The organism is Pseudoalteromonas sp. CO109Y (genome assembly GCF_004208935.1).
GTDB lineage: Bacteria > Pseudomonadota > Gammaproteobacteria > Enterobacterales > Alteromonadaceae > Pseudoalteromonas > Pseudoalteromonas shioyasakiensis.
Map to the genome: position 1 here is coordinate 78,018 of NZ_SGPD01000042.1, position 22,941 is coordinate 100,958.

The following is a 22,941-nucleotide window of genomic DNA, read 5'->3' on the forward strand; positions in this document are numbered from 1 at the left end:
AAAAGCCAGTCTAAGACTGGCTTTTTTATACCCTCTATTAAATTGAATACTTAATTGGACATCCACTTTTATTTTTTTAGTAAAACCTCAACATAAAGCTAGACACCCATCTTTAAATTTCTCACTTCTCAAAATTATGACTAAACTTAAATTGTTCAACTCATGGAGGAGAAGAGCATGGCAACCCCACGTAGAAACTTAATTAGTGTTTCAAATACACCTTACTATCACTGTATTTCACGCTGCGTTCGTCGCGCTTATTTGTGCGGGCAAGACCCACTAACGGGTCGTTCGTATGAACACCGGCGCGATTGGGTTGAAAAGAAACTACTTCAACTTGGGCGAATATTTTGTATTGATATTTGTGCCTACGCAGTTATGAGTAATCACACACATCTAGTTCTTCACATTGATATAGCAAAAGCAAAGCGCCTAAATAATAAAGCGATTCTTATTAGATGGCACAAGTTATTCAAAAGTACATTCCTTTGCCAACGATTCTTAAATGGCGAATTGCTAACACAACCTGAACACGCTGCGGTTAATACCAGAGTAAATTTATATCGAGAACGGCTCAGCAGCATTAGTTGGTTTATGCGCGTGCTTAATGAAAGTATTGCACGAAAAGCGAATCAAGAAGATGAGTGCAAAGGTCGATTTTGGGAAGGTCGCTTTAAATCACAAGCTTTACTTGATGAAGCAGCACTTGCTGCATGCCTTGCTTATGTAGATTTAAATCCTGTTAGAGCAAAAGCGGCTGATTTACCTGAGCAATCTGACTACACCAGTATTAAATCTAGAATTAATGCAGCTCAAAATAATAAGCAACCGAAATCGCTTATGCGCTTTGCAGGTAAACCTCGTAAACATATGCCTAAGGGACTACCATTTGAGCTCAAAACATACCTGCAACTTGTTGATTGGACTGGGCGGTCAATACGAGAAGATAAGCCAGGGAAAATCCCAGAAAAGGCATTACCAATACTTGAAAGGTTAAACATTTGTACTGAAAACTGGCTCACACTCACCACTTCCTTTACCCGCTCGTTTAAAAATACTGCAGGTAAAGAACAAGCAATCACAGCTTATACTAATCATATGAAACGAAAACGAAGAAGCTCTATAACTAATAGCTTAGCCTTATTTACTTAGTTACGCATTCGACACTAGAAGTCAATTTTACAAATCCAATCCTTTTAATTCTAGAGGCATAACGACTACTGCGACTAGCGCTGACCAGTGTGTAAAACTAAAAAATTAACTCAGCACATAAGGCTGAAATTTAATTGATAACAATAAAAAATCACCATTCTTATAGCAATTCAACTTGTTCTGAATAATTCACATCTATCTTTAGCTGATTCTTATTAAAAATAAGATGGGTGTCTGGTTAAATATTTAAGTTGGCTGTCTTTTAAAAATTAACCAAACCTTATTGTAGCGAGGTGTTAAAGTGGGTGTCTAATTATAAAAAAGAATCCGATTCTGATAGTAGCTAAGTTATGCAAGGCAGTAACGTAAATGCATTATCTATTGGTATAGTTAGTAATTTGCCACACGAACAATTCAATGCATAGTTACACCCCAAAATAATGACAACTAAGCATCTAGATGCAACAAAAATATCAAAAAACTCAAATATAGAAAAATTAATGCAAAAAGCCACATTTGCGGTTGACATCAGTTTCCAAAACGCTTAAAAATACTCCTAACATTTTTTAAACAGCAGCCATCTAGTCGGCTGTGCATTTTTTAAAAGAAAATAAAAGATAATGAATATTCGCCGTCACCTTTTAGTCGTCAACGTTCTCGTACTGGTCTTAGTTACAAGCCCAGCGGGAGGCTATTAAAAGGTGAAAGCACGCTTTTTAAAAAACCCCCGCCCTATGCGGGGGTTTTTTTATGCATTTATGCTTGCACACACAGAGGAATGAGGATGAGTACAACTGAATATAATGGATCCGAACTAGTTGTTCGGGCACTTAAAGAATTGAATGTTAAGTATATTTTTGGCTACCCTGGCGGGTCTGTTCTTGATTTATATGACGCGTTATTTCAACAAGAAGATATTGAACATATCTTAGTACGTCACGAACAAGCAGCTACTCATATGGCTGATGGTTATGCCCGGGCTACCGGTGAAGTCGGTGTGGTGCTAGCAACTTCTGGCCCTGGCGCTACAAACTGTGTAACAGGTATCGCAACAGCATACATGGACTCTATCCCAATGGTGGTGTTATCTGGCCAAGTTCCTACTGGTTTAATTGGTGATGATGCATTCCAAGAAACTGATATTGTTGGTTGTTCTCGCCCTATCGTAAAGCACAGCTATAACTGTCGTAGCGCAAAAGATATTCCAACAATCTTAGCTAAAGCATTCTACTTAGCCAGCACAGGCCGCCCTGGCCCGGTTGTGGTTGAATTACCTAAAGATATGCTTAATCCAGAGTTAAAGTTCCCATTCGAATTTCCAAAAACAACTGAGCTTCGAACTTATAACCCGAACACTAAAGGCCACTCAAAACAAATTCGCAAAGCGGTTAGCGCAATTTTAGAAGCTAAAAAACTGGTTATTTACTCAGGTGGCGGCATTATTCTATCAAATACCTCTGAGCAACTAACTCACTTGGTTGAATCATTAAATGCGCCAATCACTAACACCTTAATGGGCCTAGGTGGTATCAGCGGTACTCACCCTAACTTTATTGGTATGTTAGGTATGCATGGTAGCCTTGAGGCAAATAAAGCCATGGCAAATGCTGATGTTATTTTAGCTTTAGGCGCTCGATTCGATGATCGGGTAACAAATAACGTTAAAAAGTTCTGCCCTAATGCCACGATTGTTCATGTTGATGTTGACCCAACCTCAATTTCTAAAACAATTAAAGCGCATATCCCGGTTGTTGGCTGCTTGAAAACAGTGCTTGAGCAGTTACAAACGGCGATTGATAAGAGCCCTATTTCAATTGATCGTTCGGCACAAGAAGACTGGTGGCGTCAAATTATTAGCTGGCGTGAACAAAAATGCCTAAGCTACAGCACTGATGGCGATAAAATCAAACCTCAAGCGGTTATCGAGGCAATTTACAAAGCAACCAATGGAGATGCTTACATTAGCTCTGATGTAGGTCAGCATCAAATGTTTGCTGCTCAGTATTATCCGTTTAAACACCCTCGCCAATGGATTAATTCGGGTGGCTTAGGCACCATGGGCTTTGGTTTACCTGCGGCAATGGGCGTTAAGCTTGCCTTCCCTGAAAAAGAGTCTATCTGTGTGACAGGTGATGGTTCAATTCAGATGAACATTCAAGAGCTATCAACTTGCTTACAATACAATTTGGCTGTGAAAGTTGTGTCGTTGAATAACCGCTCACTGGGCATGGTACGTCAATGGCAAGATATGATGTACTCTGGTCGTCACTCATCTTCTTACATGGAATCACTTCCTGATTTCGTAAAATTAGTTGAAAGCTATGGCCACGTAGGTATTCGCGTTGATCATATTGATGAATTACAGCCTGCGATTGAAAAAGCCATGTCTATTAACGACAGACTGGTATTTTTAGACATCTGTGTAGATGAAAAAGAACATGTTTACCCTATGCAAATCAAGCTAGGGGCAGTCGATGATATGTGGTTACGTAAAGGAGTAAAAGCATAATGCGCCGTATTTTATCAATCTTATTAGAAAACGAACCTGGCTCGTTATCGCGCATTGTAGGCTTATTTTCACAGCGCGCTTACAACATCGATAGCTTGACTGTTGGCACGACTGACGATCATTCTCTTTCGCGTATTACCATTACAACCATGGGTGATGATCGCATCGTTGAGCAAATTACTAAGCAAGTTAACAAACTGGTAGATGTTCTAAAGATTATTGACTTAACCGAAATGGCGCACATCGAGCGTGAGCTATTATTGGTGAAAGTTTTTGCCCAAGATGAAACCACTCGTGCAGCGGTAACGCGTGTTGCTGATGTGTTCCAAGGTGCTATTTTAGATATGGGTCGCCACAGTTACACACTGCAACTTGTAGCGAGCACAGAAAAAATTGAATCTTTCCTTGATACTTTGCGTCATGAATCAGACATTATTGAAGTTGTACGTTCAGGTGCGGTTGGTATTGGTCGTGGTGATAAAGCGTTAAAGGCATAAGCCTTTTTCGCTAGCGCGACAAAACTCCAGATACAAAAAAAGGGCTATAAGCCCTTTTTTCAATAATTAGTAAGTTACCCTATTAAGGATTAACTTGGTCTTTAAGACCTTTACCCGCTTTAAAGCTTGGGATAGTTGCTGCTGCGATTTGGATTTCTGCACCAGTTTGTGGGTTACGGCCAGTACGCGCTGCGCGCTCTTTTACTGAGAAAGTACCGAAACCAACTAATGCTACTGAGTTACCTTCTTTAAGAGAGCTAGTAACTGCGCCAGTGAATGCATCTAGTGCACGAGTTGCTGCCGCTTTTGAGATTTCTGCATCAGTAGCAATTTTTTCAACTAATTGAGCTTTATTCATTGTTAGATTCCTATTCGTTATTATTTTGCCTTCGCAAAACCTATCTTTATGCATTTTTGAGAAGTTAGCAACAGCAAATTGCTATTTTTACGTAATTTATTCAAAAATGACTACTATTTAACTATCAATCACAAGGTTAGTGATATCAGTATTAATAAAGACTTAATTTAACTTCCATCACAAAATTTTATGATAGCTAAACCATCATTCAATTTTCTCGATAACCAAGGTAACTTCCCCGACCTCAAAGCCAAACTTATCAATAGCGGTACGGTTTATCAAGCGTGATTGTGTTACCAAGTACATCCAATCATCGAAATTTACCACTAAAGTACTACCATCATATGGAAGCTCGACAGAATATGTCCAATGGAACACGCTTCCATTGCTCTCACCCTTTGCTTCGCCAATCACATCTGATGCTGTCCCTGTGATACTGCCATCATCATTAATTGTAATGTACCAAACACGCGTTTGCGTTTCGCCATCATCATAAACAAATTGCTCGTCAATCACTCCCTGATTGCCGTTCCAAGATGCTTGCATGTCAACAACCAGCTTACGTGTTAACTCACCCTTGTGGTCTTGCACAGCGCCGTAGGCTTTGAGCTCACCACTAAAAAACTGCTTAAAGTCAAACTTAGGCTCTGTTCCTTGATAATAATCAACATCAGGCGCAGAGCAGCTGGTAATTAACAGTACCATAGCGAAAATAAAGAGTGCTTTGAGCTTAATCATGTTTCCCTCCAATAAGCTGTTTACGAAGTGATGGTTCAGACGTGTCGGCGCTTAGCCAAATTGCTAAGAAGTTGTCAGCGAATCTATTATCATCGATCCGACCTAGCTTTTTATCATTAAAGTAAAAAGTACCGATCCCTTGCTCGTTGGTTTGAAACGACAACGAATCGTTTTTTTTGATATCAGGCCAAAGAGTTAATAATTGTTTATCGTAAGCACCTACCATGTCATTAAGCTTTAAATGTTGCCATTGCTCGTTGGTTGCTTTGACGATATCTTTCGCATCGAAATCCCGCAAATAAGTAAGTGTAAGTTTGCTGGGGTGTTGGCCAAACTGATACGAACCCGATGGGGTCTCTAATTGGGCGTTATAAACATCCCAAAACAGATACTCCATTTTCGCTTGGCCCACCGTTTTAAAGCCATTTGAATACACGCCCGCAGAGAACAATAACGCAGCAAATAAACTTAAATTAAGTGATTTTTTCATCAAACAATCCTTAAAGTTGTGTTGTTAAACACTACGTAAAACCACCTAAAACTGATCATTTAGCCGCTAAAAATCGCTTATTTATAGCGATTATAGACAGAAACATACTTGCCCAACCCAAACCATAAACCAACCAAAACTGCCAAAGAACGAGCTCAGTATTAAGCACTCCAAAGCGCATTCCAGCGTAGTAACTAGCAGGAGCAAATAACGCGCAAACACCCCAAGCAATATACCAAGGCAGCTTTTGTAGAAACTGCATCGAAGTATTAATGGTTAAAAGCAGTGCAGCCCAAAGTACAGCAAGCCATAAAGGAAAAGGGCTTACTTTAAAGGCAAGTAAGTTTAAGCTGCTGGCAAGCCATTCATAGCACAGTGCGAGAGGCAAGCCACATAAGAGTAGCCAACTATCTTGCTGGCGTTGCTTTGATAGATAAATCATCAAAGCGACAACAGCTAAAGCGGGTATCAGAGAGTTATGCTCAAGGAGTAAGGCCATAAACCAGACTCCTTGAAACAGAGCAAAATTAATAATCGAGCGCGATATCATCGCCAGAATGGCCAAAACGAGGTTTACGGGCAACTAAATGAACGGTACTGATAGCACGGGTTCTAAACGCACCTTCACAGTAAGCTAAATAAAATAACCATAAACGATAGAATCGCTGGTCAAATTTGACTTTATCTATTTCAGGCCAGCTAGCGACAAAGCGCTCGCGCCAATCAGCCAGTGTTCTTGCATAGTGAACACCAATATCTTTTACACTATGCACAACCATGTCTGTTTGCTGCTTTATTTGCTTATTCATTTCATCTAAACAAGGCAAACAGCCACCTGGGAAGATGTACTGCTGGATGAAATCGGAATTTTTAAGGTAATGGCTGTAACGCTGATCAGCTATGGTGATTGCTTGAATAAGCATGGCACCACTGTCTTTTAATAAAGACTGACATTTTGCAAAAAAGCCAGGCAAATACTCATGCCCGACAGCTTCAATCATTTCAATTGATACAAGCTTATCGTACTTGCCTTCTAAAAGACGATAATCCTGCTTTAATAAAGTAATTTTATGCTCAAGGTTAAGCTCTCTAACCTTTTGTTCAACATAGGCATGTTGCTCATCAGAAATGGTGGTCGTCGTTACATGGCAATCAAAATGCGTTGCTGCATAAATCGCAAAGGCGCCCCACCCTGTGCCAATCTCAATCACCGAATCACCTGGTTGTAAATCAACCTGCTCACAAATCAATGCTAGTTTGTGCTCTTGGGCCTGTTCAAGGCTAGCTTGTTTAGAAGGGTAAACAGCACATGAATACAACATTTCGTCACTTAAAAATGCACTGTATAAGTCGTTGCCTAAATCATAGTGCGCCGCAATGTTCTTTTTTGAACCGCTTGCTGAGTTTTTATTTTTAATGTGATTAACTCGGTGCGCAATGCCACTTAAAAAGGCAAATTTTTTCTCGAATGCATCTAGCTGGTCTTGATTTAAAGCGAATATTTCAATAAGTTTAGTGAGGTTGTCACAATCCCAATAGCCAAGAATATAAGCCTCTCCGGCACCCACACTGCCAGATAACGCAAATGACTTATACATAGCAGGATCATTTACCGTGACCGTTGCATGTAAATCACTTGTAATGTCACCGAATTGCTCTTTTTGATTACCCTCTTTTAGGGTAATGCAACCGACATTGATACTGTTGAATGCACCTATTACCAGTTTTTTATAAAGCTTTGTCATCCAGCCGGTCGTTTGGGCTTGTGTTAAATTTGATACTTTTTCCATCACATCACCTAGTTGAATTCTCTTGTTTGCCCGAGTGGCCAATAAATGGCACACGTTTGCAAAACAACTTCAAAGCATGAAGGTAAATACCTTTAAAAATACTTAACGTCATAGCCGGAAACTGTTTAAGCACGGCACTAACCTGCTCTTTCGTGAGAGGGTGCTTTTGCAAACGCAGGGTTGCATCAAACAAAAGAGTGTCGTCTTTTTTATTTTCAATATGAATCATGGTGTTATCAGAATTCATTCTAATATGCCAATGATAGTTCATATCTAAGTTCATGAAAGGTGATACGGAGAAAACTTTTTTAAAGTTCACTTTTTTTTCAAGAGGTACGACATAATAATGACGTTCATTCCAAGGTGTGTTGCTGACTTCAGCAAGCATGTGAGTGAAATCGCCATGACTAGTTTGAAAGAAGAAAAAGTTAACCGGGCTAAAATAAATTCCTAAACAGCGCACCTGTCCGAGCATAAAAACATGGGTAAATTCATCGTCAATGCCAAGCTCTTTAATTTTATTAAGTGCACGCTGTTTGAGTGGCAGCTGCATATCGGTTTGATAATTAAAATAGTCGCTCTGATTAAATTTAAGCGCCTTGAAACCACTTAAGCCAAGCCAAGGATGAACACCATTAAGCTCGTCAGGCTTAGCTAAATCGACCCACATCATATAAAGCGGGTACTTAAAGTGATGCTCTTTGACGGCAAAGCGCCTGTGGCGAACATCACCTACATATATGGCGCTATTCAAACTCGACTCCGAGTTGCTTTGCCACATTTACAGCACTTCTTACACCGTCTTCGTGGAAGCCGTTGTACCAGTACGCACCGCAAAAATAGCTATTATTTTTACCGTCAATAAGAGACTTTTGCTGCTGAGCGGCAATCGACTGTTTATTAAATACCGGATGATGATAAGTAAACTCACGCAGAATTTTGTCTTTTTTAATGCCTTCAAGGTGATTAAGCGTGACACAAAATTGCCTGTCGCTCTTAATGCCTTGCAAAATATTCATCTGATAAGTCACAACAGCAGCTTTGTCTGTGTTGTTATTTAACAGATAATTCCAGCTCGCCCATGCTGCTTTGCGTTTTGGTAGCAGTGTAGTATCAGTGTGTAGTACCACTGAATTAGCCGTATAAGGTATCGCTGAGAGAACAATTTTTTCGTCTTCAGTCGGATCTAATAACAGCTTTAAAGCTTGATCTGAATGGCAAGCAAACACAACTTTGTCGAATGTTTCACTATGGCCATCATCGAAATGGACATGCACACTATCATCTTTTCGAGATACCGAGCTGATATTACTTTTTAAACGAATTTTATTAGCAAAACCTTGGATCATAGGTTTAATGTATTCGCGAGAGCCACCCGGAATAACATACCACTGCGGGCGATTCGTGATATCCAACAAACCGTGGTTATAAAAGAACTTAACAAAAAACTCTACGCCAACTTGTGCCATCTCTTTAATGCTTGTTGACCAAATAGCAGCGCCCATCGGCAAGATATAATGAAAACGGAAGAACTCGTTAAAATCATGCTCGTCTAAAAACTCACCTAGGGTTTGATTTTCCTTGTAATTTTGTTCAGCATGCAATGATTTACATACATCATTAAAGCGAACAATGTCTTTTAAAAGTTTCCAGAATTTAGGGCGAAAGATATTGCGCTTTTGTGCGAACAAACTCCAAAAAGTATGGCCGTTATATTCAAAGCCGGTTTGTTCGTTATGCACACTAAAGCTCATTTGGGTTTTCTGACGCTCAACGCCCAAGCGCTTAAGTAGTTTTTCAAAATATGGGTAAGTTCGGTCGTTAAAGACAATAAAACCTGTATCAACAGCGTACTCAACGCCATCAACTTTTACGTCTATGGTTGCAGTATGGCCACCTATGTAGTCGTTTTTCTCAAAAACGGTTACATCGTAGTGCTTATGCAATAGGTGCGCACAGCTTAAACCCGCTATGCCAGATCCAATAACAGCCACTTTTTTCAACGTGATAATCCTTTTGCAAGCTTCAGCCAAAGTGGCGTAGGAAGCATTCTTAAAAATTTTAAAATGAAGGTAAAACGGTGCGGAAAGTGCACTTCTTTGCGCCTTTTCGCGACCCCTTTATAAATATAATTTGCCGCATTTTCTGCACTCACCGCCATTGGCATAGGAAAGTCATTTTTCTCTGTAAGCGGCGTTTTAACAAAACCTGGGTGAACTAAAGTGACATCGATATCTTTTAAATCAACCGCTAAGCTATTGGCTAAATAACTCACACCGGCTTTAGACGCGCCATAAGCTTGGCTGCGTGGTAAGGGTAAATAAGTCACACTAGAGCTTACGATCACCAGCTGACCACCGGGTTTTATCTTTGGTAGTAATGCCTCAAGGCAATAGCCCATACTGAGTAGATTAGTGGTGATCACACGTTCGAACAAACTGCTATCAAAATTACGAGCATCATCAATATATTCACAATTGCCTGCATTTAGAATAACCCGGTCAAATTGTGTATAAGCCACTGTGCTCGAACGTATATCCTGAAGGTCTGTTGCATCAAATTGGCAAGACTCAATGTTTTGATGTTGGCTCAATTTAGCAAGCTTTTCTGTATTCCTGCCACATGCAATCACATGCTCATTATTGTCTGCATAAAGCGTTGCTAATGACTCGCCAATACCGGAAGTTGCGCCTGTAATTAATGTTGTCATTATGCACTCGCCCTTTTATCAATAAATTTAACAGCCGAGCCAAGTACAGGGATATGCCTATAAAGCATAGCGCCTACATCAAAATAATCGCGATGATTAATTATTTTATCGCCAGCAAATTTTAAACGACTATGGCCTGCAACCGAGATTGCTTGGCCTTTATTGAGCTTTGGATGGCGATAATGCATGGTCCAATAAATAAACGCGATGTCATCTTTGCTCTGAATATTTTCAGTCACATAGCTGTCTTCGATAGCGAATTCGCAAGAAAGCACATTGGCATAAAGGTTTTTAAAATAGTCACGCAGCTCCCCAAGACCATTTACCGCATGCAAGGGATCTGCAAAGTGAATATCTTGATGATAAATTTCATTCAGTAACTGTAAATTGTCTTTATTGAGTGATTGATAAACATCAATAAACCTATCAAGGGTCGCCTTGTCCATGTCACACCTTAAATGCGTTTAGCGCTCGCTCTCGCGCGGCTTTATGATCAACAATTGCTGGCCAATAACTGCTCGACTTACCCTGTTTCGCTAAATAATCATGCGGAAAATGGATTTGTTTGGCAGGTATTTTTTCCAGCTCTGGTAGATATTTACGGATAAATTCACCATCTGGATCAAATCGCTCGCTTTGGGTGATAGGATTAAAAATTCGAAAATACGGTTGAGCATCACACCCCGTACTTGCAGCCCATTGCCAGCCACCGTTGTTAGATGCAAGGTCGCCGTCTATAAGATGCTGCATAAAAAAGCGTTCGCCTTTACGCCAATCAATTAATAAGTGCTTGGTTAAAAAGCTCGCGACTACCATGCGTAAACGGTTATGCATCCAGCCAGTTTGCAGTAGTTGCCTCATTGCAGCATCAACTAACGGGTAGCCTGTTTTACCTTCGCACCATGCTTTAAAGTCGCTTTCATCATCACGCCACTTCACAGCGTTGTATTTCTCGTTAAAGTTATCGTATTTATTTAGATTTGGATAAATCGCGATAAGATGGCGGTAAAATTCACGCCAAATCAACTCATTAACCCAACAAAATAAGTTACTTTTACTGCTGCGTAGTACATCTGGGTGGCGCTGTTGGATCAGTGCCAATAATTGATGAACGCTGATAATGCCAAGTGCTAAGTAAGGGCTTAAACCTGAGGTGCCTTTAATGCTTGGGATATCACGCTGGTCTTGATATGTTGCTAGCTTCTCTTCAATAAAGCGCGCGCAAACGTGGCTGAGCGTTTCATCATCGACAGGCCACTTTTCTGAGTTGCCGTCTGAGGCTAATAACTCACTTGGCTGCCACTCAATGGGTTCGAACATCTCTGGCGGCTCAGCAAAATAAAAGTGGGTGTCTTGATAAACTTTTAGCCATGCATTTTTAAATGGCGTGAATACTTTAAACATTTCGCCGCTTTGATTTTTGATGCTTCCCGGTGGCGCAATTACATCACCGTCGTATGCATAAAAAGCAATATTTTTACTGTCAGCATGCTGTAAAAAGGCTTTATCTCGGTTTACTTCATTAAGCTCATATTCGTTGTTGGCGTATACATTTTTTACTTGATGCAGCTCGCAAAATGACGCTAACTTTTCAACACAACCGGCGTAATCAGCTGCATCAATAATATGTAATTCAATACCTTTGCTAGCTAAAAGCTCCCCCAAGAAGCTAAGCCTACGCTTTAATAAATCTAACTGAATAGCAGCCACATCATGCTTTTGCCATTGCTTTTCAGTAATAAAAAACACTGCATCTTGGCAACCATTTTCGATTGCCTGATACAAAGCGTCGTTATTAAAAAGGCGCAAATCGCGCCTAAACCAAAATAATGTATTCATTAAATTCCGTAGCGTAGTTTTAATTCGTTCGGGTAGGGGTCAAGATACACTTGCTTAGCAAGATACTCGTTTGGATGCACTTTTAAATGATGCTTAATTAGCGTAAGTGGTACGTATAGTGGCACCAAGCCTTGGCGATATTCATCGATGGCATCACGTAGTTCTTGCTTTTCAATCTTAGAAAGTGATTTTTTAAAATAACCTTGCAAGTGCATTAATGTATTAGCGTTATTTTTACGTGAAGCTGGTTTTTTAAGGGCTGTCATTAACCCTAAAATGTATTCATCAGCCAAAGTTTGGATATCTTCGCCATCAAAAGTGCCAAGCAGATTTCCTAAGCTACGGTAAGCTTCGTAGTTATGCGCCATCAATAAGTACTTATATTGGGCATGAAACTGAGTCAATCTATGTACTGTGAGTGGTTGCTCGCTTAATGTTTGCCAGTGCTTATAGGTATAAACACGCATTACAAAGTTTTCGCGAAGATGCATATCATTTAAACGACCGTTTTCTTCACATGGTAACAATGGGTTATGTGCCATTATTTGCTCTGCAAAAAAGCCGATACCTTCTGAGGTATTGCCAGTTCCCGCTTCGTTATAAATTTTAATACGTTCCATTCCGCAACTAGGGCTTTTGGCACAAAATACAAAGCCGCTTAATTCTGCAGTTTGCTCTGTTGCCACTCGTTTGCCGTATTCAGTTAATTTAGGGCCAACATCACCAGTGCCATCTGGGCGGCACACTTTAATAGTATCGCCAACACGCACTTGACGAATAGTTGGTCGAGGGATTGGCAGACCTACCGCTACTTCAGGACAAAACTTTTTATATTCAACATGGTTAGCCAACTCATCCATGCAAAAATTAGATTTTTTGTGGCCGCTGTCAAAGCGAACCTTGTCGCCTGCTAAGCAGGCGCTTAAACCAATTTTAATTGTCGATTGCTGCATATAAACTCTACTAATAGATAAGATTACCAATTGGGTTCAGTAATTTACTAATACCTTTATTGAAGTGTAGGGCACTACTAACAACTGTAAAGCACAAGCACCCTTCAATTGTTTTTGGCGTGTGATTGTGACGACCATCTAACATCATAAAGTCACCTGGTACATAGTGTCCGTCTTCATCACTAAACTCCCCATCTAATAATAAAGTGAGCTCAAAACCCGTATGTGTGTGCTCAGGTATTTCACCACCCGCATCAATGTGCAGTAGACTTGCTCGTAATGGGCCGTCGTCTAAATCTATGCGAGAGCGAGCAAGTTTACCTATTTGCATAAAGTTACTGTGTCCGATACGTGTAAGTGCTCTAGGTAAAGTGTAGGTTTTATCTTTAACATCAACCGACACTTGTTCTTGCTCGTACACTTCATCAATTGATTCATCAGCGGTGATGGCATCAAAAAGTGTTTTATCGAACATATCATCCAAGTCGGTAGCTGATTCAGTAAATACATTGTCAGCATTTTTCGCTTCGAGCGCAGCGAGTTCTTTTTGACACACAGGGCACATTTCAACATGAATAGCGACTGCAACACTCAAAGTGGCAGGTAGATTACCTTCACTGAACTTGGCAAGTAATTCGTTGCTAGGATGGTGCTTAATCATGGTGATCTCCCATTTCATTGCGTAACTTCTGCAAGGCTAAGCGAAGACGAGATTTCACTGTGCCTACGGGAATGTTTAAATGCTCAGCAAGCTGTTCTTGCGACATATCTTGAAAGTACACCCCGCGCACAACTTCACGTTGCGCAAGCGGTAATTTATCAAGGTATTGTTTAATCTGTTTATCTTCTAAGTGGTCACTAAATTCGTGCTGGCCCGGCTCGGCTTCATCAATCAATGGCCAGATATCTTCACTAATACACTCTTCTTTACTGCTCTTCATTTTTCTTAGCATATCGAAAGAGGCATTACGCATTACTGTGTATACCCAAGTTGTCGCTGCACCTTTTTCTTTATGGTAAAGGTGTGCTTTACGCCAAACTGAGGTTAGTGTTTCTTGAACTAATTCCATCGCTTGTGCTTCAGAACCGAACTGCTTTATTCCAAAACGTTTAATTTTTGGTGAGAAATATTGGAAAAGTATTGCAAACGCACGTTTATCACGGTGCTCAGCAACAGCAAATAAAGCATCAGCAAGCTCTTTGCTTGGAGTATCTGGCATGGCAGAGTATTGACCTGTGTTAGGTTTACAACCTGTTTGAAGTTGTTGACTTACCATCTTTATGTCATCCAATTATTGTCGTTAGAAGTAATACGGCAAAAAGTTGATGTTAGATCACATTAATCAGTAAATTCGTTGTTGATTAGAGTATGGAGGAAACTTAGCAAGTTTTCAAAGTTAGATTTATAAGCAAGTTGTTGTTTTTTAACTAACGATATAGGCAAAATTTCAAGCCAGCGGGCAACAACCCAAGTAAGGTTATCGAATTGTGGGGCTTTGTATAGGCCTGCTAAATCCGGCTGATTTGCAAATACAGCACGAAGTGTGTCACTCAATAAAGTATTTTCGTCATTAATTGGCGTGCTTACGTACCATGAAGGTGACGTAATTATTTCGATGTCAGCATGTCGAAGTTGCTGCTTATCCTGAAAAGCGTTATGCATAGACACTGCATGCTCAGCATAAACATCAATTAATAATTGACCATTATCATCTTGATTGAAGTCGGTTATTTGCACTAAACAACCAATTTCGGGCAAGTTAAGATCTGTATCGTGTTGGTAAGTGCACAGCACAAAACCAGTGTTATCTTGTACAGCTTCTTTGACCATCGTTAAGTAACGCTGCTCAAAAATTCTTAGCTTGGTGAACCCTTCAGGTAAAATAAAAACCGGTAAAGGAAAAATCGCACGCTTCATAAAGTCTACTATTCTAAAACCACATGCCTTTAATTACGTGCGCTTTTAATCCGCCGATCAATATTTCATGAAATCTTAATATCTACTTTGTACCTTAGAAGTTGAACCATTGTGCAACGTTACGAAATAATTCGATAGATGCATATGCACTGAGTAAACTCAAAACCGGTGCAACCATAAGTAAAAATAAGCTGATTTCACTACTCATTGTCTTGTTTCCTTACTGCTTGTTTGTTGCTTTAGGAGCTTGAGCAACTTTTAACTCTTCTTCTTTCGAAGCAATTGCATCTTCACTCATGTAAGTATCTAGTAACTTTTGAGCATCAAACTCAATGCTATTCATTACGCTTTCCTTCAGCTCGTTACTCGCTTGTTGAACATAGCTTTTAACAGATTGTGTAATTGTGTTGCTGATATCTAATTCAAAGTCAGTAGCACTTGCTTGAGTTGACCCTAATACAAGTAACGCAGCAGTAGTTAATTTAAGTGAGTTATTCATAGTGGTATTCCTTGTCTCTTTAAGTAATTAGTCGTAATTACTTAATCAAAGGTTGTGCCACCCTGAAAATAAATTTTAAATTATTGATTTTTAATATTTTAATTGTTGATTGGTTTTTTAACCTTATTCAGGGTTGGTTAATAAAACCAATGGATTTAAATGTTTTGACCAACATTTAGTGAAAAAATAAGCATTGCCAATTTCAGCGCACACTTGTACACTGAAACTGTTTTATTCACTCATTTTTAGTAGATAGATATGACAGAGCAACTCCCTTATTCACGCCAAGAAGAACAACTTAACGTGCTTACTCACGGCATGGGAGTCCTGTTTGCGGTATATGTACTGTGGGACTTAGTTTCACAATCTAAAGCTATGTCAGCTACGGTAAGTGCCATAGTGTATGGCTCAAGCCTACTGGTATTATTTTTAGCCTCGACCTTATATCACGCCAGTACCAGAGAGCGTATACGAGCCATTTATAAAAAATGTGACCACTGTGCGATTTACTTGCTTATTGCAGGTACCTACACGCCTTATTTGGTTATTTCGTTATCTGGGGCTTGGGCAATTGCTGCTTTAGTGTTTATTTGGTCTTTAGCGCTTGGTGGTGTTGCATATAAATTACTGGTCAAAAACACGAATAAAAAAGTCTCGCTCGCTACCTATTTATTAATGGGCTGGTTTGCATTAGCACTTGTTTATCCACTTTATTTGAACCTTGATTTAAGCGCTTTATGGTGGCTGCTAGCTGGCGGGATTGCCTACAGTTTAGGCACTGTATTTTACAGCGCTAAAACCCGCCATTACAGCCATGCAATTTGGCATGTATTTGTGCTAGTTGGATGTGTTTGTCACTACTTATCAATTAGTTTGTATGTTTATTAGTCCCATTGATGCAGGCGCATATTAATTTTATCCTTATTAAAAGTAACACCTTCACTGAGTAGTTTTTGTCGTTGCTCAAGGTGTTTATTGCTGCCTTCTGGAAACGATATTTTACCTTGGCTATTAACCACCCGGTGCCATGGAATGCTTGATCCCTCGGGCATCACTTTTAATAACCGCCCCACTAACCTTGAGTTATTAGGGTATCCCGCAAGCTTTGCTACTTGCCCATAACTGGCAACTTTCCCCTCAGGAATGGTGCAAATAATGGTATAAATTAAATCTTCTTTAGTTGCCTGCTGCACGACTCGACTCCAAATACTGTTTACTGACCTCGCTAAAATCTTGCCAAATAGCTCTTGCAACAGGGCCATGATGAACTGAGTGCTGTCTAAAAACTCGAATTTCTGCGCCAAACTGGTGTTCACGATCGATAATTTTAATTTGTTGTAATAAACCAGCATCGATTTCCGCTTGGCAATGTTGCAAACTGATCATTGCCCAGCCCGCACCAGAGAGCAAAAACGACTTAACACTGGTTATATCGTCAATTTTCATTAACGCAGAGCCTAGCGTATAAGAAAGCCTATCACTGTCAAAACTCAAGTCACTTTCAAACATGGCTAAACACGGGTAATTTTGAATATCTGCAAAACTGATTTCACTTGGCACTACATCAGGCGCACTAACTATACCTATATCAAATTTACCAATCGGTAAACTTTCAAGGTCTCCTGTTGCATGAAACAAATCAAACCAAGGGCCAATTCCTAAATCAGCCTGATGACTATTAACCTGCTCTAGAGATACAAAGCGCTTACCTGAAGAAATACTAAACTCAGTACTAGCAAAACGTTTGAAGGTTTGGCTGATCACTTGGTTATAACTATTTTGATGGCAAAGTTGCTCGTAACAAATTTTATAATTGGCTTCATTACCTAGTGCCAGCTCTTTTGCAAGTGAGCTTAACTCACTGTTTGCATTAAGTAATTGCTTGGCCTCACGATAAAAAATACGGCCCTTCTCAGTTAAATGCAACCTGTATTGGCTTCGGTCTAGTAGCTCAAACCCTAGCTCTGATTCTAGCTTCTTAATAGCTAACGTGAGCGCAGGTTGAGTCTTATGCAATTTAAGTGCGGCTTGGCTCAAACTAGAGCTTTGCACAATAGCATCTAGAATGATTAATTGATTTAAATTCATTAATGGCAAACTATATAAATAAAACTTATGCTGTTTCTAAAATTTAATAATTTTTATTTTATATCTTTGCAGCGTATCCTGCAGCAAATTTATGCTTTCTTATCTATGGAGAAGACAATGAGATTGGCAACCGCCGCGTTAATGAGCAGCATGTTTTTGCTTCTTGCGGCATGTTCAGAGCAAGCACAGCAAGGTGAAGCAGAGCCGGTAGTACGTCCTGTTAAACTTTTTAATATTGGCAATAATTCAGAGCAAAGCATTCGCAGCTTTCCTGCTGAAGTGGTTGCTAACCAAGGTTCTTATCTCGCTTTTAGAGTAAATGGTGAGTTACTTGAGTTCCCTGCACTTGCGGGCCAACACGTTGAAAAGGGAGAGCTTTTAGCAAAACTGGATCCTGAAGATTTTCAACTGCAGTACGAAGAACGTAAAGCACGCTTTGAACTTGCTGCGTCTCAACTTGAGCGTGTGCAAAAGCTTTTTAACCGCTCTATTGCCAGTCAATCTGAGTTAGACCAAGCCCTTGCCAATAAACAGGTTGCTGAGTCAGCGCTAAAAATTGCCAAAACCAACCTCGATAATAGCGAATTACGCGCGCCGTTCGCCGGTACTGTAGCAAAGGTATTTGTGAAAAACTTTGAAAACATTCAAGCAAAACAAAATATCCTTCGCCTTGAAACCCGCGACCTAATGGACGTGGTTATTCAAGTACCCGAAAAACTCATTGCACGCATCGATAAAGACGTTCACTACCAACCTGATGTTGTATTTGATGGTTACCCAAACAAGTCATATCAATTAACGGTCAAAGAGTTTGATACCCAAGCCGACCCAATTACTTTAACGTATAAAGTTGTGTTTTCTTTACCTGTGCCAGAAGATTTTAATCTACTTGCCGGTATGACTGGCCGCGTTGATATAGATTTAAGCAAAATCACCAGCTCACAGTCACCTTATACACTACTGCCAGTTGAGGCGGTATTCTCTGAGCCTACTGAGTCTGAAAACGATAACAGCTATGTGTGGCTTTATGACGAAAACACCGGTTTAGTGCACAAACAAGCTGTTGAAGTTGGCCAATTACACCGTGATGGCATTGAAGTACTCTCAGGTATTAAAGAAGGCCAAATCGTTGTGGCTGCTGGCGTGCACTTTTTAGAAGAAGGCATGAAAGTGCGTCCATGGCAAAAAGAGCGAGGCTTATAATGAGCTTTGCTGCACTCGCTATTGAAAGAAAAGTCATTAGCTGGATGTTCGCGCTGTTTTTACTGATTGGTGGAACGGTCGCTTACTTTGGCTTAGGACAACTAGAAGACCCTGAATTCACCCTAAAAAAAGCCATGGTGATCACCCTTTATCCTGGCGCGTCACCACAGCAGGTTGAAGAAGAAGTCACCTTCCCTATTGAAAATGCAATTCAACAGCTGCCGTATGTTGATTACGTAACCAGTATTTCATCACCGGGTAAATCGCAAATTACCGTTGAGATGAAAAGCAATTATCGTAAACAAGACTTACGCCAAATATGGGATGAGTTGCGTCGCAAAATCAATGATCAGGCATCGTCGATGCCCTCTGGTGTTTATCCAAGCAAGATTATGGATGACTTTGGTGATGTATACGGAGTGATGTATGCAGTCACTGGCGATGGTTATTCTTACGATGAGCTAAAAGATTACGTTGATTATTTAAAACGTGAGCTTGTTTTGGTTGATGGCGTTAGTAAAGTAACCGTGGGTGGCGAGCAACAAGCACAAGTCATGGTCGAGATTTCAACCCGCAAACTGGCCCAGTTAGGTATTTCGCCTAATCGAATTTATCAGCTTTTACAAACTCAAAATAGCGTGTCGAACGCAGGTAAAGTCCGCGTTGGCGATGAATCAATTCGCTTACACCCAACTGGTGAATTTAAAGACGTAAAAGAGCTCGAAAACTTACTTATTTCTAAGCCAGGTGAAAATGAGCTTATTTACTTAGGTGATGTTGCTACCGTTTTTCGTGAGTACGCCGAAGTCCCTAACAATATTATTCGCTATAACCAACAGCAAGCATTACTGGTAGGCGTATCGTTTAGCACAGGCGTTAACGTTGTTGATGTAGGCGCAAATATTGATGCCCATTTAGCGTCACTGGAATATCAACGACCACATGGTATGGAAATAAACAGCGTTTATAACCAACCTGCCGAAGTTGAAAAGTCAGTAAGTGGCTTTATTATCAGCCTACTTGAAGCCGTTGCCATTGTTATTATCGTGCTTTTAGTCTTTATGGGCTTTAAGAGCGGCGTATTGATTGGTGTAATACTCCTACTGACCGTACTAGGTACCTTCATTTTCATGAAGTTATTTGCCATTGATTTACAACGAATTTCGCTTGGTGCTTTAATCATTGCTTTAGGGATGCTGGTAGATAATGCCATTGTGGTAACCGAAGGCATATTAATAAACCTCAAGCGCGGACAAACAAAACTGCAAGCTGCAACTAATATTGTTAATCAAACCAAGTGGCCATTACTGGGGGCTACGGTTATCGCAATTACTGCCTTTGCGCCGATTGGCTTGAGTTCAGATGCCAGTGGTGAGTTTGCTGGCAGCTTGTTCTGGGTGTTATTTATTTCATTGTTACTAAGCTGGATCACAGCCATTACTTTAACGCCTTTCTTCGCTGATTTAATGTTTAAACAAGCCACTGAAAAACAGCCACATCACGATGAAGACCCTTATCAAGGTGTTATTTTTAATGTTTATAAAGGCGTATTGCATACAGCAATGCGGTACCGTAAAACTACGCTACTGCTGATGGTGATCCTGCTTGTTAGCTCAGTTTATGGCTTTAAATTTATCAAGCAGTCGTTCTTTCCTGCATCGAATACTCCTATGTTTTATGTTGATTATTGGCATACGCAAGGCGCTGATATTCATACCACTATGGATGGTGTTGCAAAACTCGAAAAATTCTTACAAGCCGACCCACTGGTTGAAGAAATAACCACAACGGTTGGTCAAGGTGCACCGCGTTTCATGCTGACTTACGCACCTGAAAAATCATACCCAGCTTATGGGCAATTGATTATTCGAGTAAAAGACCGCGAAGCTGTTACAACCATGATCAAAAAAGTACGCGATTACCAACACGAACATGTACTTGATGCTCAGCTTAAAGTTAAACGTATGGAAATTGGCCCATCAACAGATGCAAAAATTGAAGCGCGTTTTTCTGGTGCAGATCCTGTTGTACTTCGCCAGTTAGCAAAAGAGGCGAAAGATATTCTGCATCAAGATGCGGGAGCATTTAATATTCGTGACGATTGGCGTGCTCGCTCAAAGTTAATTCGTCCGCAATTTAACGAGCAAAAAGCCCGTCGTTTAGGAATTGCCAAATCTGACCTTGATCAGCTGCTGTTAACTAGCTTATCGGGTAAACAAGTGGGCGTTTATAAAGACGGCACACAAATGCTGCCAATTATTGCTCGATCGCCTGCTGAAGAGCGCTTAAACGTTGAAAGCCTGCGAGACTTACAAATTTACAGCCCAGTGTTAGGTGTGTTTGTACCGGTGACACAAGTGGTTGACGACTTTGTTGTTGAGTGGGAAGACAGCTTGATCATGCGACGTGATCGTAAGCGTACCATCACTGTAATGGCCGACCACGATGTCATTGGCGATGAAACTCCAGCGAAGCTCTTTGCACGTGTTCGCAAAGACATTGAAGCTATTGAACTACCACGTGGTTATGAATTGCAATGGGGCGGCGAATATGAATCGTCAACAGATGCGCAAAAAGCTATTTTCGGTTCATTACCTCTTGGTTACTTAGCCATGTTCGCAATCACAGTGTTACTGTTCAATTCAGTTAAAAAGCCTTTAGTGATTTGGGCAACAGTGCCACTAGCCATTGTGGGTGTATCAGCTGGTTTATTACTAATGAATGCAGCATTTAGCTTTATGGCACTGCTTGGCTTACTGAGCTTAAGCGGTATGCTCATCAAAAACGGCATTGTATTAGTTGATCAAATTAATCTTGAACTCGATAGTGGTAAAGACCCTTACAAAGCAGTATTCGACTCAGGTGTAAGCCGTGTTCGCCCTGTAGCGATGGCTGCAATTACCACCATTTTAGGCATGATCCCACTGCTATTTGACGTGTTCTTCCAGTCTATGGCGGTAACCATTATGTTTGGTCTTGGTTTTGCGACAGTGCTGACACTAATTGTTGTGCCTGTGCTCTATACCATGCTGTTTAAGATCAAAGTACCTAAACAGCGTCACGCTAATTAATACAGATTGGCTCTCAACCAAAAGCCCTAACAGCAAACTGTTAGGGCTTTTTCTTAATTAGAATGACTGGTAACTAAAACTGCCACAGCTTAAAAAGCTATTCAAACACTACATTTTAAAAGCTCAAGCTTACTTTTTCAGGCTTAATGTACCTGTGCGTTTGGTGCTGCTACGTTTCGTTTGATTTGGTTTTGCTGAGTGCGAATTGCCAGCCTTTGCTCTTGATTGACCTTGTTTGGCATCATTACGTGCTTTTTTCACGTATTTAGAAAAATCGCGCTTTTTTTCTTCTTCATTGCGTGGTTTTTGCTTAGCACGAGCTTGCGTTGGCTGTTTGTTTTCATCAATTGAGCGCTCTTCTGTTTTACCTGAGTCGGCAATTGAGTTATTGATCTCTGCCATTTCTTGCTCGGTTAAATGACGCCACTGCCCTACTTTTAAACCTTTTAGGGTAACGTTCATGATACGTGTGCGTTTAAGAGTCACCACTTCATAACCTAAATATTCACACATGCGGCGAATTTGGCGGTTTAAGCCTTGTGTTAGCACTATAGTAAATTGCTGCGGGCCTGTTTGTTTAACCTTACATTTTTTAGTAACGGTATCTAGGATAGGAATACCGTTTGCCATCTTATTCACGAACTGGCGATTAAGTGGCTTATCAACCGTCACTACGTATTCTTTTTCATGATTATTACCAGCGCGAAGAATTTTATTAACGATGTCGCCTTCGTTAGTTAAGAAAATTAAGCCTTCTGAAGGTCTATCCAAGCGTCCGATTGGGAAAATACGCTCTGGGTAATTAACGGCTTTAACAATATTGCTTTGGATTTTTCGCTCAGTCGTACATGTAATACCAACAGGTTTGTTATAGGCAATATAAACCAGCTTAGGCTTTGCTTTTAAAGGTTTGCCATCAATAAGTACATCATCGGCTTCACTAACTTTTACGCCCATTTCAGGCAAGCTGCCGTTAACAGTAACACGACCTTCTTCAATATATTTATCTGCCTCACGGCGTGAACAAAAACCTGTTTCACTGATAAATTTATTTAATCGCTTTAACTCTGTCATGGCACACTTCTGTCTGGATTTTAAAGCCGCTAGTTTATACCAGAAGCCTTTA

At 40.3% G+C, this 22,941-nt stretch carries 24 protein-coding genes; 6 read left to right on the plus strand and 18 right to left on the minus strand.

What is annotated here, in order from left to right:
- The first annotated feature begins 177 nt into the window (after positions 1-177).
- From EXT43_RS18140 to ilvN, 3 genes are all read left to right on the plus strand, one after another.
- Complete coding sequence (locus tag EXT43_RS18140; protein WP_062565670.1) at positions 178-1,152, plus strand: transposase; 975 nt, start codon at positions 178-180, stop codon at positions 1,150-1,152.
- 784 nt (positions 1,153-1,936) lie between these two features.
- On the plus strand, positions 1,937-3,661 hold the full coding sequence (locus EXT43_RS18145) for an acetolactate synthase 3 large subunit (protein ID WP_062565671.1): 1,725 nt from the start codon (positions 1,937-1,939) through the stop codon (positions 3,659-3,661).
- Positions 3,661-4,158 carry an acetolactate synthase small subunit gene (gene ilvN / locus EXT43_RS18150; RefSeq protein WP_054551998.1) on the plus strand — a complete coding sequence of 166 codons (498 nt, stop codon included), beginning with the start codon at positions 3,661-3,663 and terminating at the stop codon, positions 4,156-4,158. The genes EXT43_RS18145 and ilvN overlap by 1 nt, the downstream gene beginning before the upstream one ends.
- 82 nt (positions 4,159-4,240) lie before the next feature.
- Here ilvN and EXT43_RS18155 read toward each other — a convergent pair whose 3' ends face one another.
- The 15 genes from EXT43_RS18155 to EXT43_RS18225 all read right to left on the minus strand — a co-directional run bounded on the left by EXT43_RS18155 (position 4,241) and on the right by EXT43_RS18225 (position 15,453).
- Complete coding sequence (locus EXT43_RS18155) at positions 4,241-4,516, minus strand: HU family DNA-binding protein (protein WP_004586404.1); 276 nt, start codon at positions 4,514-4,516, stop codon at positions 4,241-4,243.
- A 204-nt stretch (positions 4,517-4,720) separates the two neighbouring features.
- Positions 4,721-5,254, minus strand: a complete 534-nt coding sequence (locus EXT43_RS18160; RefSeq protein ID WP_130167616.1) for a DUF3833 domain-containing protein — start codon at positions 5,252-5,254, stop codon at positions 4,721-4,723.
- Positions 5,247-5,744 (minus strand): chalcone isomerase family protein, encoded by a 498-nt coding sequence (locus EXT43_RS18165; RefSeq protein WP_130167617.1) that lies wholly within the window; start codon positions 5,742-5,744, stop codon positions 5,247-5,249. Before EXT43_RS18165 ends, EXT43_RS18160 begins: the two co-directional genes overlap by 8 nt.
- A gap of 55 nt (positions 5,745-5,799) precedes the next feature.
- A complete protein-coding gene (locus EXT43_RS18170; protein WP_130167618.1) occupies positions 5,800-6,294 on the minus strand; it encodes a DUF2878 family protein in 495 nt (164 codons plus the stop codon).
- Positions 6,272-7,534: a cyclopropane-fatty-acyl-phospholipid synthase family protein gene (locus EXT43_RS18175; RefSeq protein ID WP_130167619.1), complete on the minus strand. Its 1,263-nt coding sequence runs from the start codon at positions 7,532-7,534 to the stop codon at positions 6,272-6,274. The genes EXT43_RS18170 and EXT43_RS18175 overlap by 23 nt, the downstream gene beginning before the upstream one ends.
- Before the next feature lie 4 nt (positions 7,535-7,538).
- On the minus strand, positions 7,539-8,288 hold the full coding sequence (locus EXT43_RS18180; protein WP_062565675.1) for a DUF1365 domain-containing protein: 750 nt from the start codon (positions 8,286-8,288) through the stop codon (positions 7,539-7,541).
- Positions 8,281-9,537: an FAD-dependent oxidoreductase gene (locus tag EXT43_RS18185; protein ID WP_130167620.1), complete on the minus strand. Its 1,257-nt coding sequence runs from the start codon at positions 9,535-9,537 to the stop codon at positions 8,281-8,283. Before EXT43_RS18185 ends, EXT43_RS18180 begins: the two co-directional genes overlap by 8 nt.
- Positions 9,534-10,244 carry an SDR family NAD(P)-dependent oxidoreductase gene (locus EXT43_RS18190; RefSeq protein WP_063528406.1) on the minus strand — a complete coding sequence of 237 codons (711 nt, stop codon included), beginning with the start codon at positions 10,242-10,244 and terminating at the stop codon, positions 9,534-9,536. The genes EXT43_RS18185 and EXT43_RS18190 overlap by 4 nt, the downstream gene beginning before the upstream one ends.
- Positions 10,244-10,690 (minus strand): nuclear transport factor 2 family protein, encoded by a 447-nt coding sequence (locus tag EXT43_RS18195; protein WP_130167621.1) that lies wholly within the window; start codon positions 10,688-10,690, stop codon positions 10,244-10,246. The genes EXT43_RS18190 and EXT43_RS18195 overlap by 1 nt, the downstream gene beginning before the upstream one ends.
- Before the next feature lies 1 nt (position 10,691).
- Positions 10,692-12,083, minus strand: coding sequence for a deoxyribodipyrimidine photo-lyase (gene phrB / locus EXT43_RS18200; RefSeq protein ID WP_130167622.1), 1,392 nt, complete (start codon positions 12,081-12,083; stop codon positions 10,692-10,694).
- Positions 12,083-13,036 carry a DUF523 and DUF1722 domain-containing protein gene (locus EXT43_RS18205; protein WP_063528409.1) on the minus strand — a complete coding sequence of 318 codons (954 nt, stop codon included), beginning with the start codon at positions 13,034-13,036 and terminating at the stop codon, positions 12,083-12,085. Before EXT43_RS18205 ends, phrB begins: the two co-directional genes overlap by 1 nt.
- 10 nt (positions 13,037-13,046) lie before the next feature.
- Positions 13,047-13,697 carry a ChrR family anti-sigma-E factor gene (locus EXT43_RS18210; RefSeq protein WP_130167623.1) on the minus strand — a complete coding sequence of 217 codons (651 nt, stop codon included), beginning with the start codon at positions 13,695-13,697 and terminating at the stop codon, positions 13,047-13,049.
- Entirely contained in the window at positions 13,690-14,313 is a 624-nt protein-coding gene (locus EXT43_RS18215; RefSeq protein WP_054562364.1) for a sigma-70 family RNA polymerase sigma factor, read from the minus strand. Before EXT43_RS18215 ends, EXT43_RS18210 begins: the two co-directional genes overlap by 8 nt.
- A gap of 62 nt (positions 14,314-14,375) precedes the next feature.
- Positions 14,376-14,954 (minus strand): LON peptidase substrate-binding domain-containing protein, encoded by a 579-nt coding sequence (locus EXT43_RS18220; protein WP_130167624.1) that lies wholly within the window; start codon positions 14,952-14,954, stop codon positions 14,376-14,378.
- 220 nt (positions 14,955-15,174) lie between these two features.
- The gene (locus EXT43_RS18225; protein ID WP_054562366.1) at positions 15,175-15,453 is read right to left on the minus strand and encodes a hypothetical protein; all 279 of its coding nucleotides are present in this window, start codon (positions 15,451-15,453) and stop codon (positions 15,175-15,177) included.
- A gap of 258 nt (positions 15,454-15,711) precedes the next feature.
- Here EXT43_RS18225 and EXT43_RS18230 point away from each other — a divergent pair, with 258 nt between their 5' ends.
- Entirely contained in the window at positions 15,712-16,341 is a 630-nt protein-coding gene (locus tag EXT43_RS18230; protein WP_130167625.1) for a hemolysin III family protein, read from the plus strand.
- On the opposite strand, the gene EXT43_RS18235 is transcribed toward EXT43_RS18230, so the two are convergent.
- Together EXT43_RS18235 and EXT43_RS18240 are read right to left on the minus strand one after the other, a co-directional pair.
- A complete protein-coding gene (locus EXT43_RS18235; protein WP_062565681.1) occupies positions 16,338-16,646 on the minus strand; it encodes an MGMT family protein in 309 nt (102 codons plus the stop codon). The two genes, EXT43_RS18230 and EXT43_RS18235, sit on opposite strands and share 4 nt — an antisense overlap.
- Positions 16,630-17,541, minus strand: a complete 912-nt coding sequence (locus EXT43_RS18240; RefSeq protein ID WP_055021070.1) for a LysR family transcriptional regulator — start codon at positions 17,539-17,541, stop codon at positions 16,630-16,632. Before EXT43_RS18240 ends, EXT43_RS18235 begins: the two co-directional genes overlap by 17 nt.
- Positions 17,542-17,658: 117 nt before the next feature.
- Here EXT43_RS18240 and EXT43_RS18245 point away from each other — a divergent pair, with 117 nt between their 5' ends.
- Entirely contained in the window at positions 17,659-18,744 is a 1,086-nt protein-coding gene (locus EXT43_RS18245) for an efflux RND transporter periplasmic adaptor subunit (protein ID WP_062565682.1), read from the plus strand.
- Positions 18,744-21,815: an efflux RND transporter permease subunit gene (locus EXT43_RS18250; protein WP_062565683.1), complete on the plus strand. Its 3,072-nt coding sequence runs from the start codon at positions 18,744-18,746 to the stop codon at positions 21,813-21,815. Before EXT43_RS18245 ends, EXT43_RS18250 begins: the two co-directional genes overlap by 1 nt.
- A gap of 129 nt (positions 21,816-21,944) precedes the next feature.
- On the opposite strand, the gene rluF is transcribed toward EXT43_RS18250, so the two are convergent.
- The gene (rluF, locus tag EXT43_RS18255) at positions 21,945-22,889 is read right to left on the minus strand and encodes a 23S rRNA pseudouridine(2604) synthase RluF (RefSeq protein WP_062565684.1); all 945 of its coding nucleotides are present in this window, start codon (positions 22,887-22,889) and stop codon (positions 21,945-21,947) included.
- Between the last annotated feature and the right edge of the window lie 52 nt (positions 22,890-22,941).

Coding starts and splice junctions, on each gene's coding strand:
- EXT43_RS18140 (WP_062565670.1), top strand. CDS start 178: ATGGCAACCCCACGTAGAAACTTAATTAGTGTTTCAAATACACCTTAC.
- EXT43_RS18145 (WP_062565671.1), top strand. CDS start 1,937: ATGAGTACAACTGAATATAATGGATCCGAACTAGTTGTTCGGGCACTT.
- ilvN (WP_054551998.1), top strand. CDS start 3,661: ATGCGCCGTATTTTATCAATCTTATTAGAAAACGAACCTGGCTCGTTA.
- EXT43_RS18155 (WP_004586404.1), bottom strand. CDS start 4,516: ATGAATAAAGCTCAATTAGTTGAAAAAATTGCTACTGATGCAGAAATC.
- EXT43_RS18160 (WP_130167616.1), bottom strand. CDS start 5,254: ATGATTAAGCTCAAAGCACTCTTTATTTTCGCTATGGTACTGTTAATT.
- EXT43_RS18165 (WP_130167617.1), bottom strand. CDS start 5,744: ATGAAAAAATCACTTAATTTAAGTTTATTTGCTGCGTTATTGTTCTCT.
- EXT43_RS18170 (WP_130167618.1), bottom strand. CDS start 6,294: ATGATATCGCGCTCGATTATTAATTTTGCTCTGTTTCAAGGAGTCTGG.
- EXT43_RS18175 (WP_130167619.1), bottom strand. CDS start 7,534: ATGGAAAAAGTATCAAATTTAACACAAGCCCAAACGACCGGCTGGATG.
- EXT43_RS18190 (WP_063528406.1), bottom strand. CDS start 10,244: ATGACAACATTAATTACAGGCGCAACTTCCGGTATTGGCGAGTCATTA.
- EXT43_RS18195 (WP_130167621.1), bottom strand. CDS start 10,690: ATGGACAAGGCGACCCTTGATAGGTTTATTGATGTTTATCAATCACTC.
- phrB (WP_130167622.1), bottom strand. CDS start 12,083: ATGAATACATTATTTTGGTTTAGGCGCGATTTGCGCCTTTTTAATAAC.
- EXT43_RS18205 (WP_063528409.1), bottom strand. CDS start 13,036: ATGCAGCAATCGACAATTAAAATTGGTTTAAGCGCCTGCTTAGCAGGC.
- EXT43_RS18210 (WP_130167623.1), bottom strand. CDS start 13,697: ATGATTAAGCACCATCCTAGCAACGAATTACTTGCCAAGTTCAGTGAA.
- EXT43_RS18215 (WP_054562364.1), bottom strand. CDS start 14,313: ATGGTAAGTCAACAACTTCAAACAGGTTGTAAACCTAACACAGGTCAA.
- EXT43_RS18220 (WP_130167624.1), bottom strand. CDS start 14,954: ATGAAGCGTGCGATTTTTCCTTTACCGGTTTTTATTTTACCTGAAGGG.
- EXT43_RS18225 (WP_054562366.1), bottom strand. CDS start 15,453: ATGAATAACTCACTTAAATTAACTACTGCTGCGTTACTTGTATTAGGG.
- EXT43_RS18230 (WP_130167625.1), top strand. CDS start 15,712: ATGACAGAGCAACTCCCTTATTCACGCCAAGAAGAACAACTTAACGTG.
- EXT43_RS18240 (WP_055021070.1), bottom strand. CDS start 17,541: ATGAATTTAAATCAATTAATCATTCTAGATGCTATTGTGCAAAGCTCT.
- EXT43_RS18245 (WP_062565682.1), top strand. CDS start 17,659: ATGAGATTGGCAACCGCCGCGTTAATGAGCAGCATGTTTTTGCTTCTT.
- EXT43_RS18250 (WP_062565683.1), top strand. CDS start 18,744: ATGAGCTTTGCTGCACTCGCTATTGAAAGAAAAGTCATTAGCTGGATG.
- rluF (WP_062565684.1), bottom strand. CDS start 22,889: ATGACAGAGTTAAAGCGATTAAATAAATTTATCAGTGAAACAGGTTTT.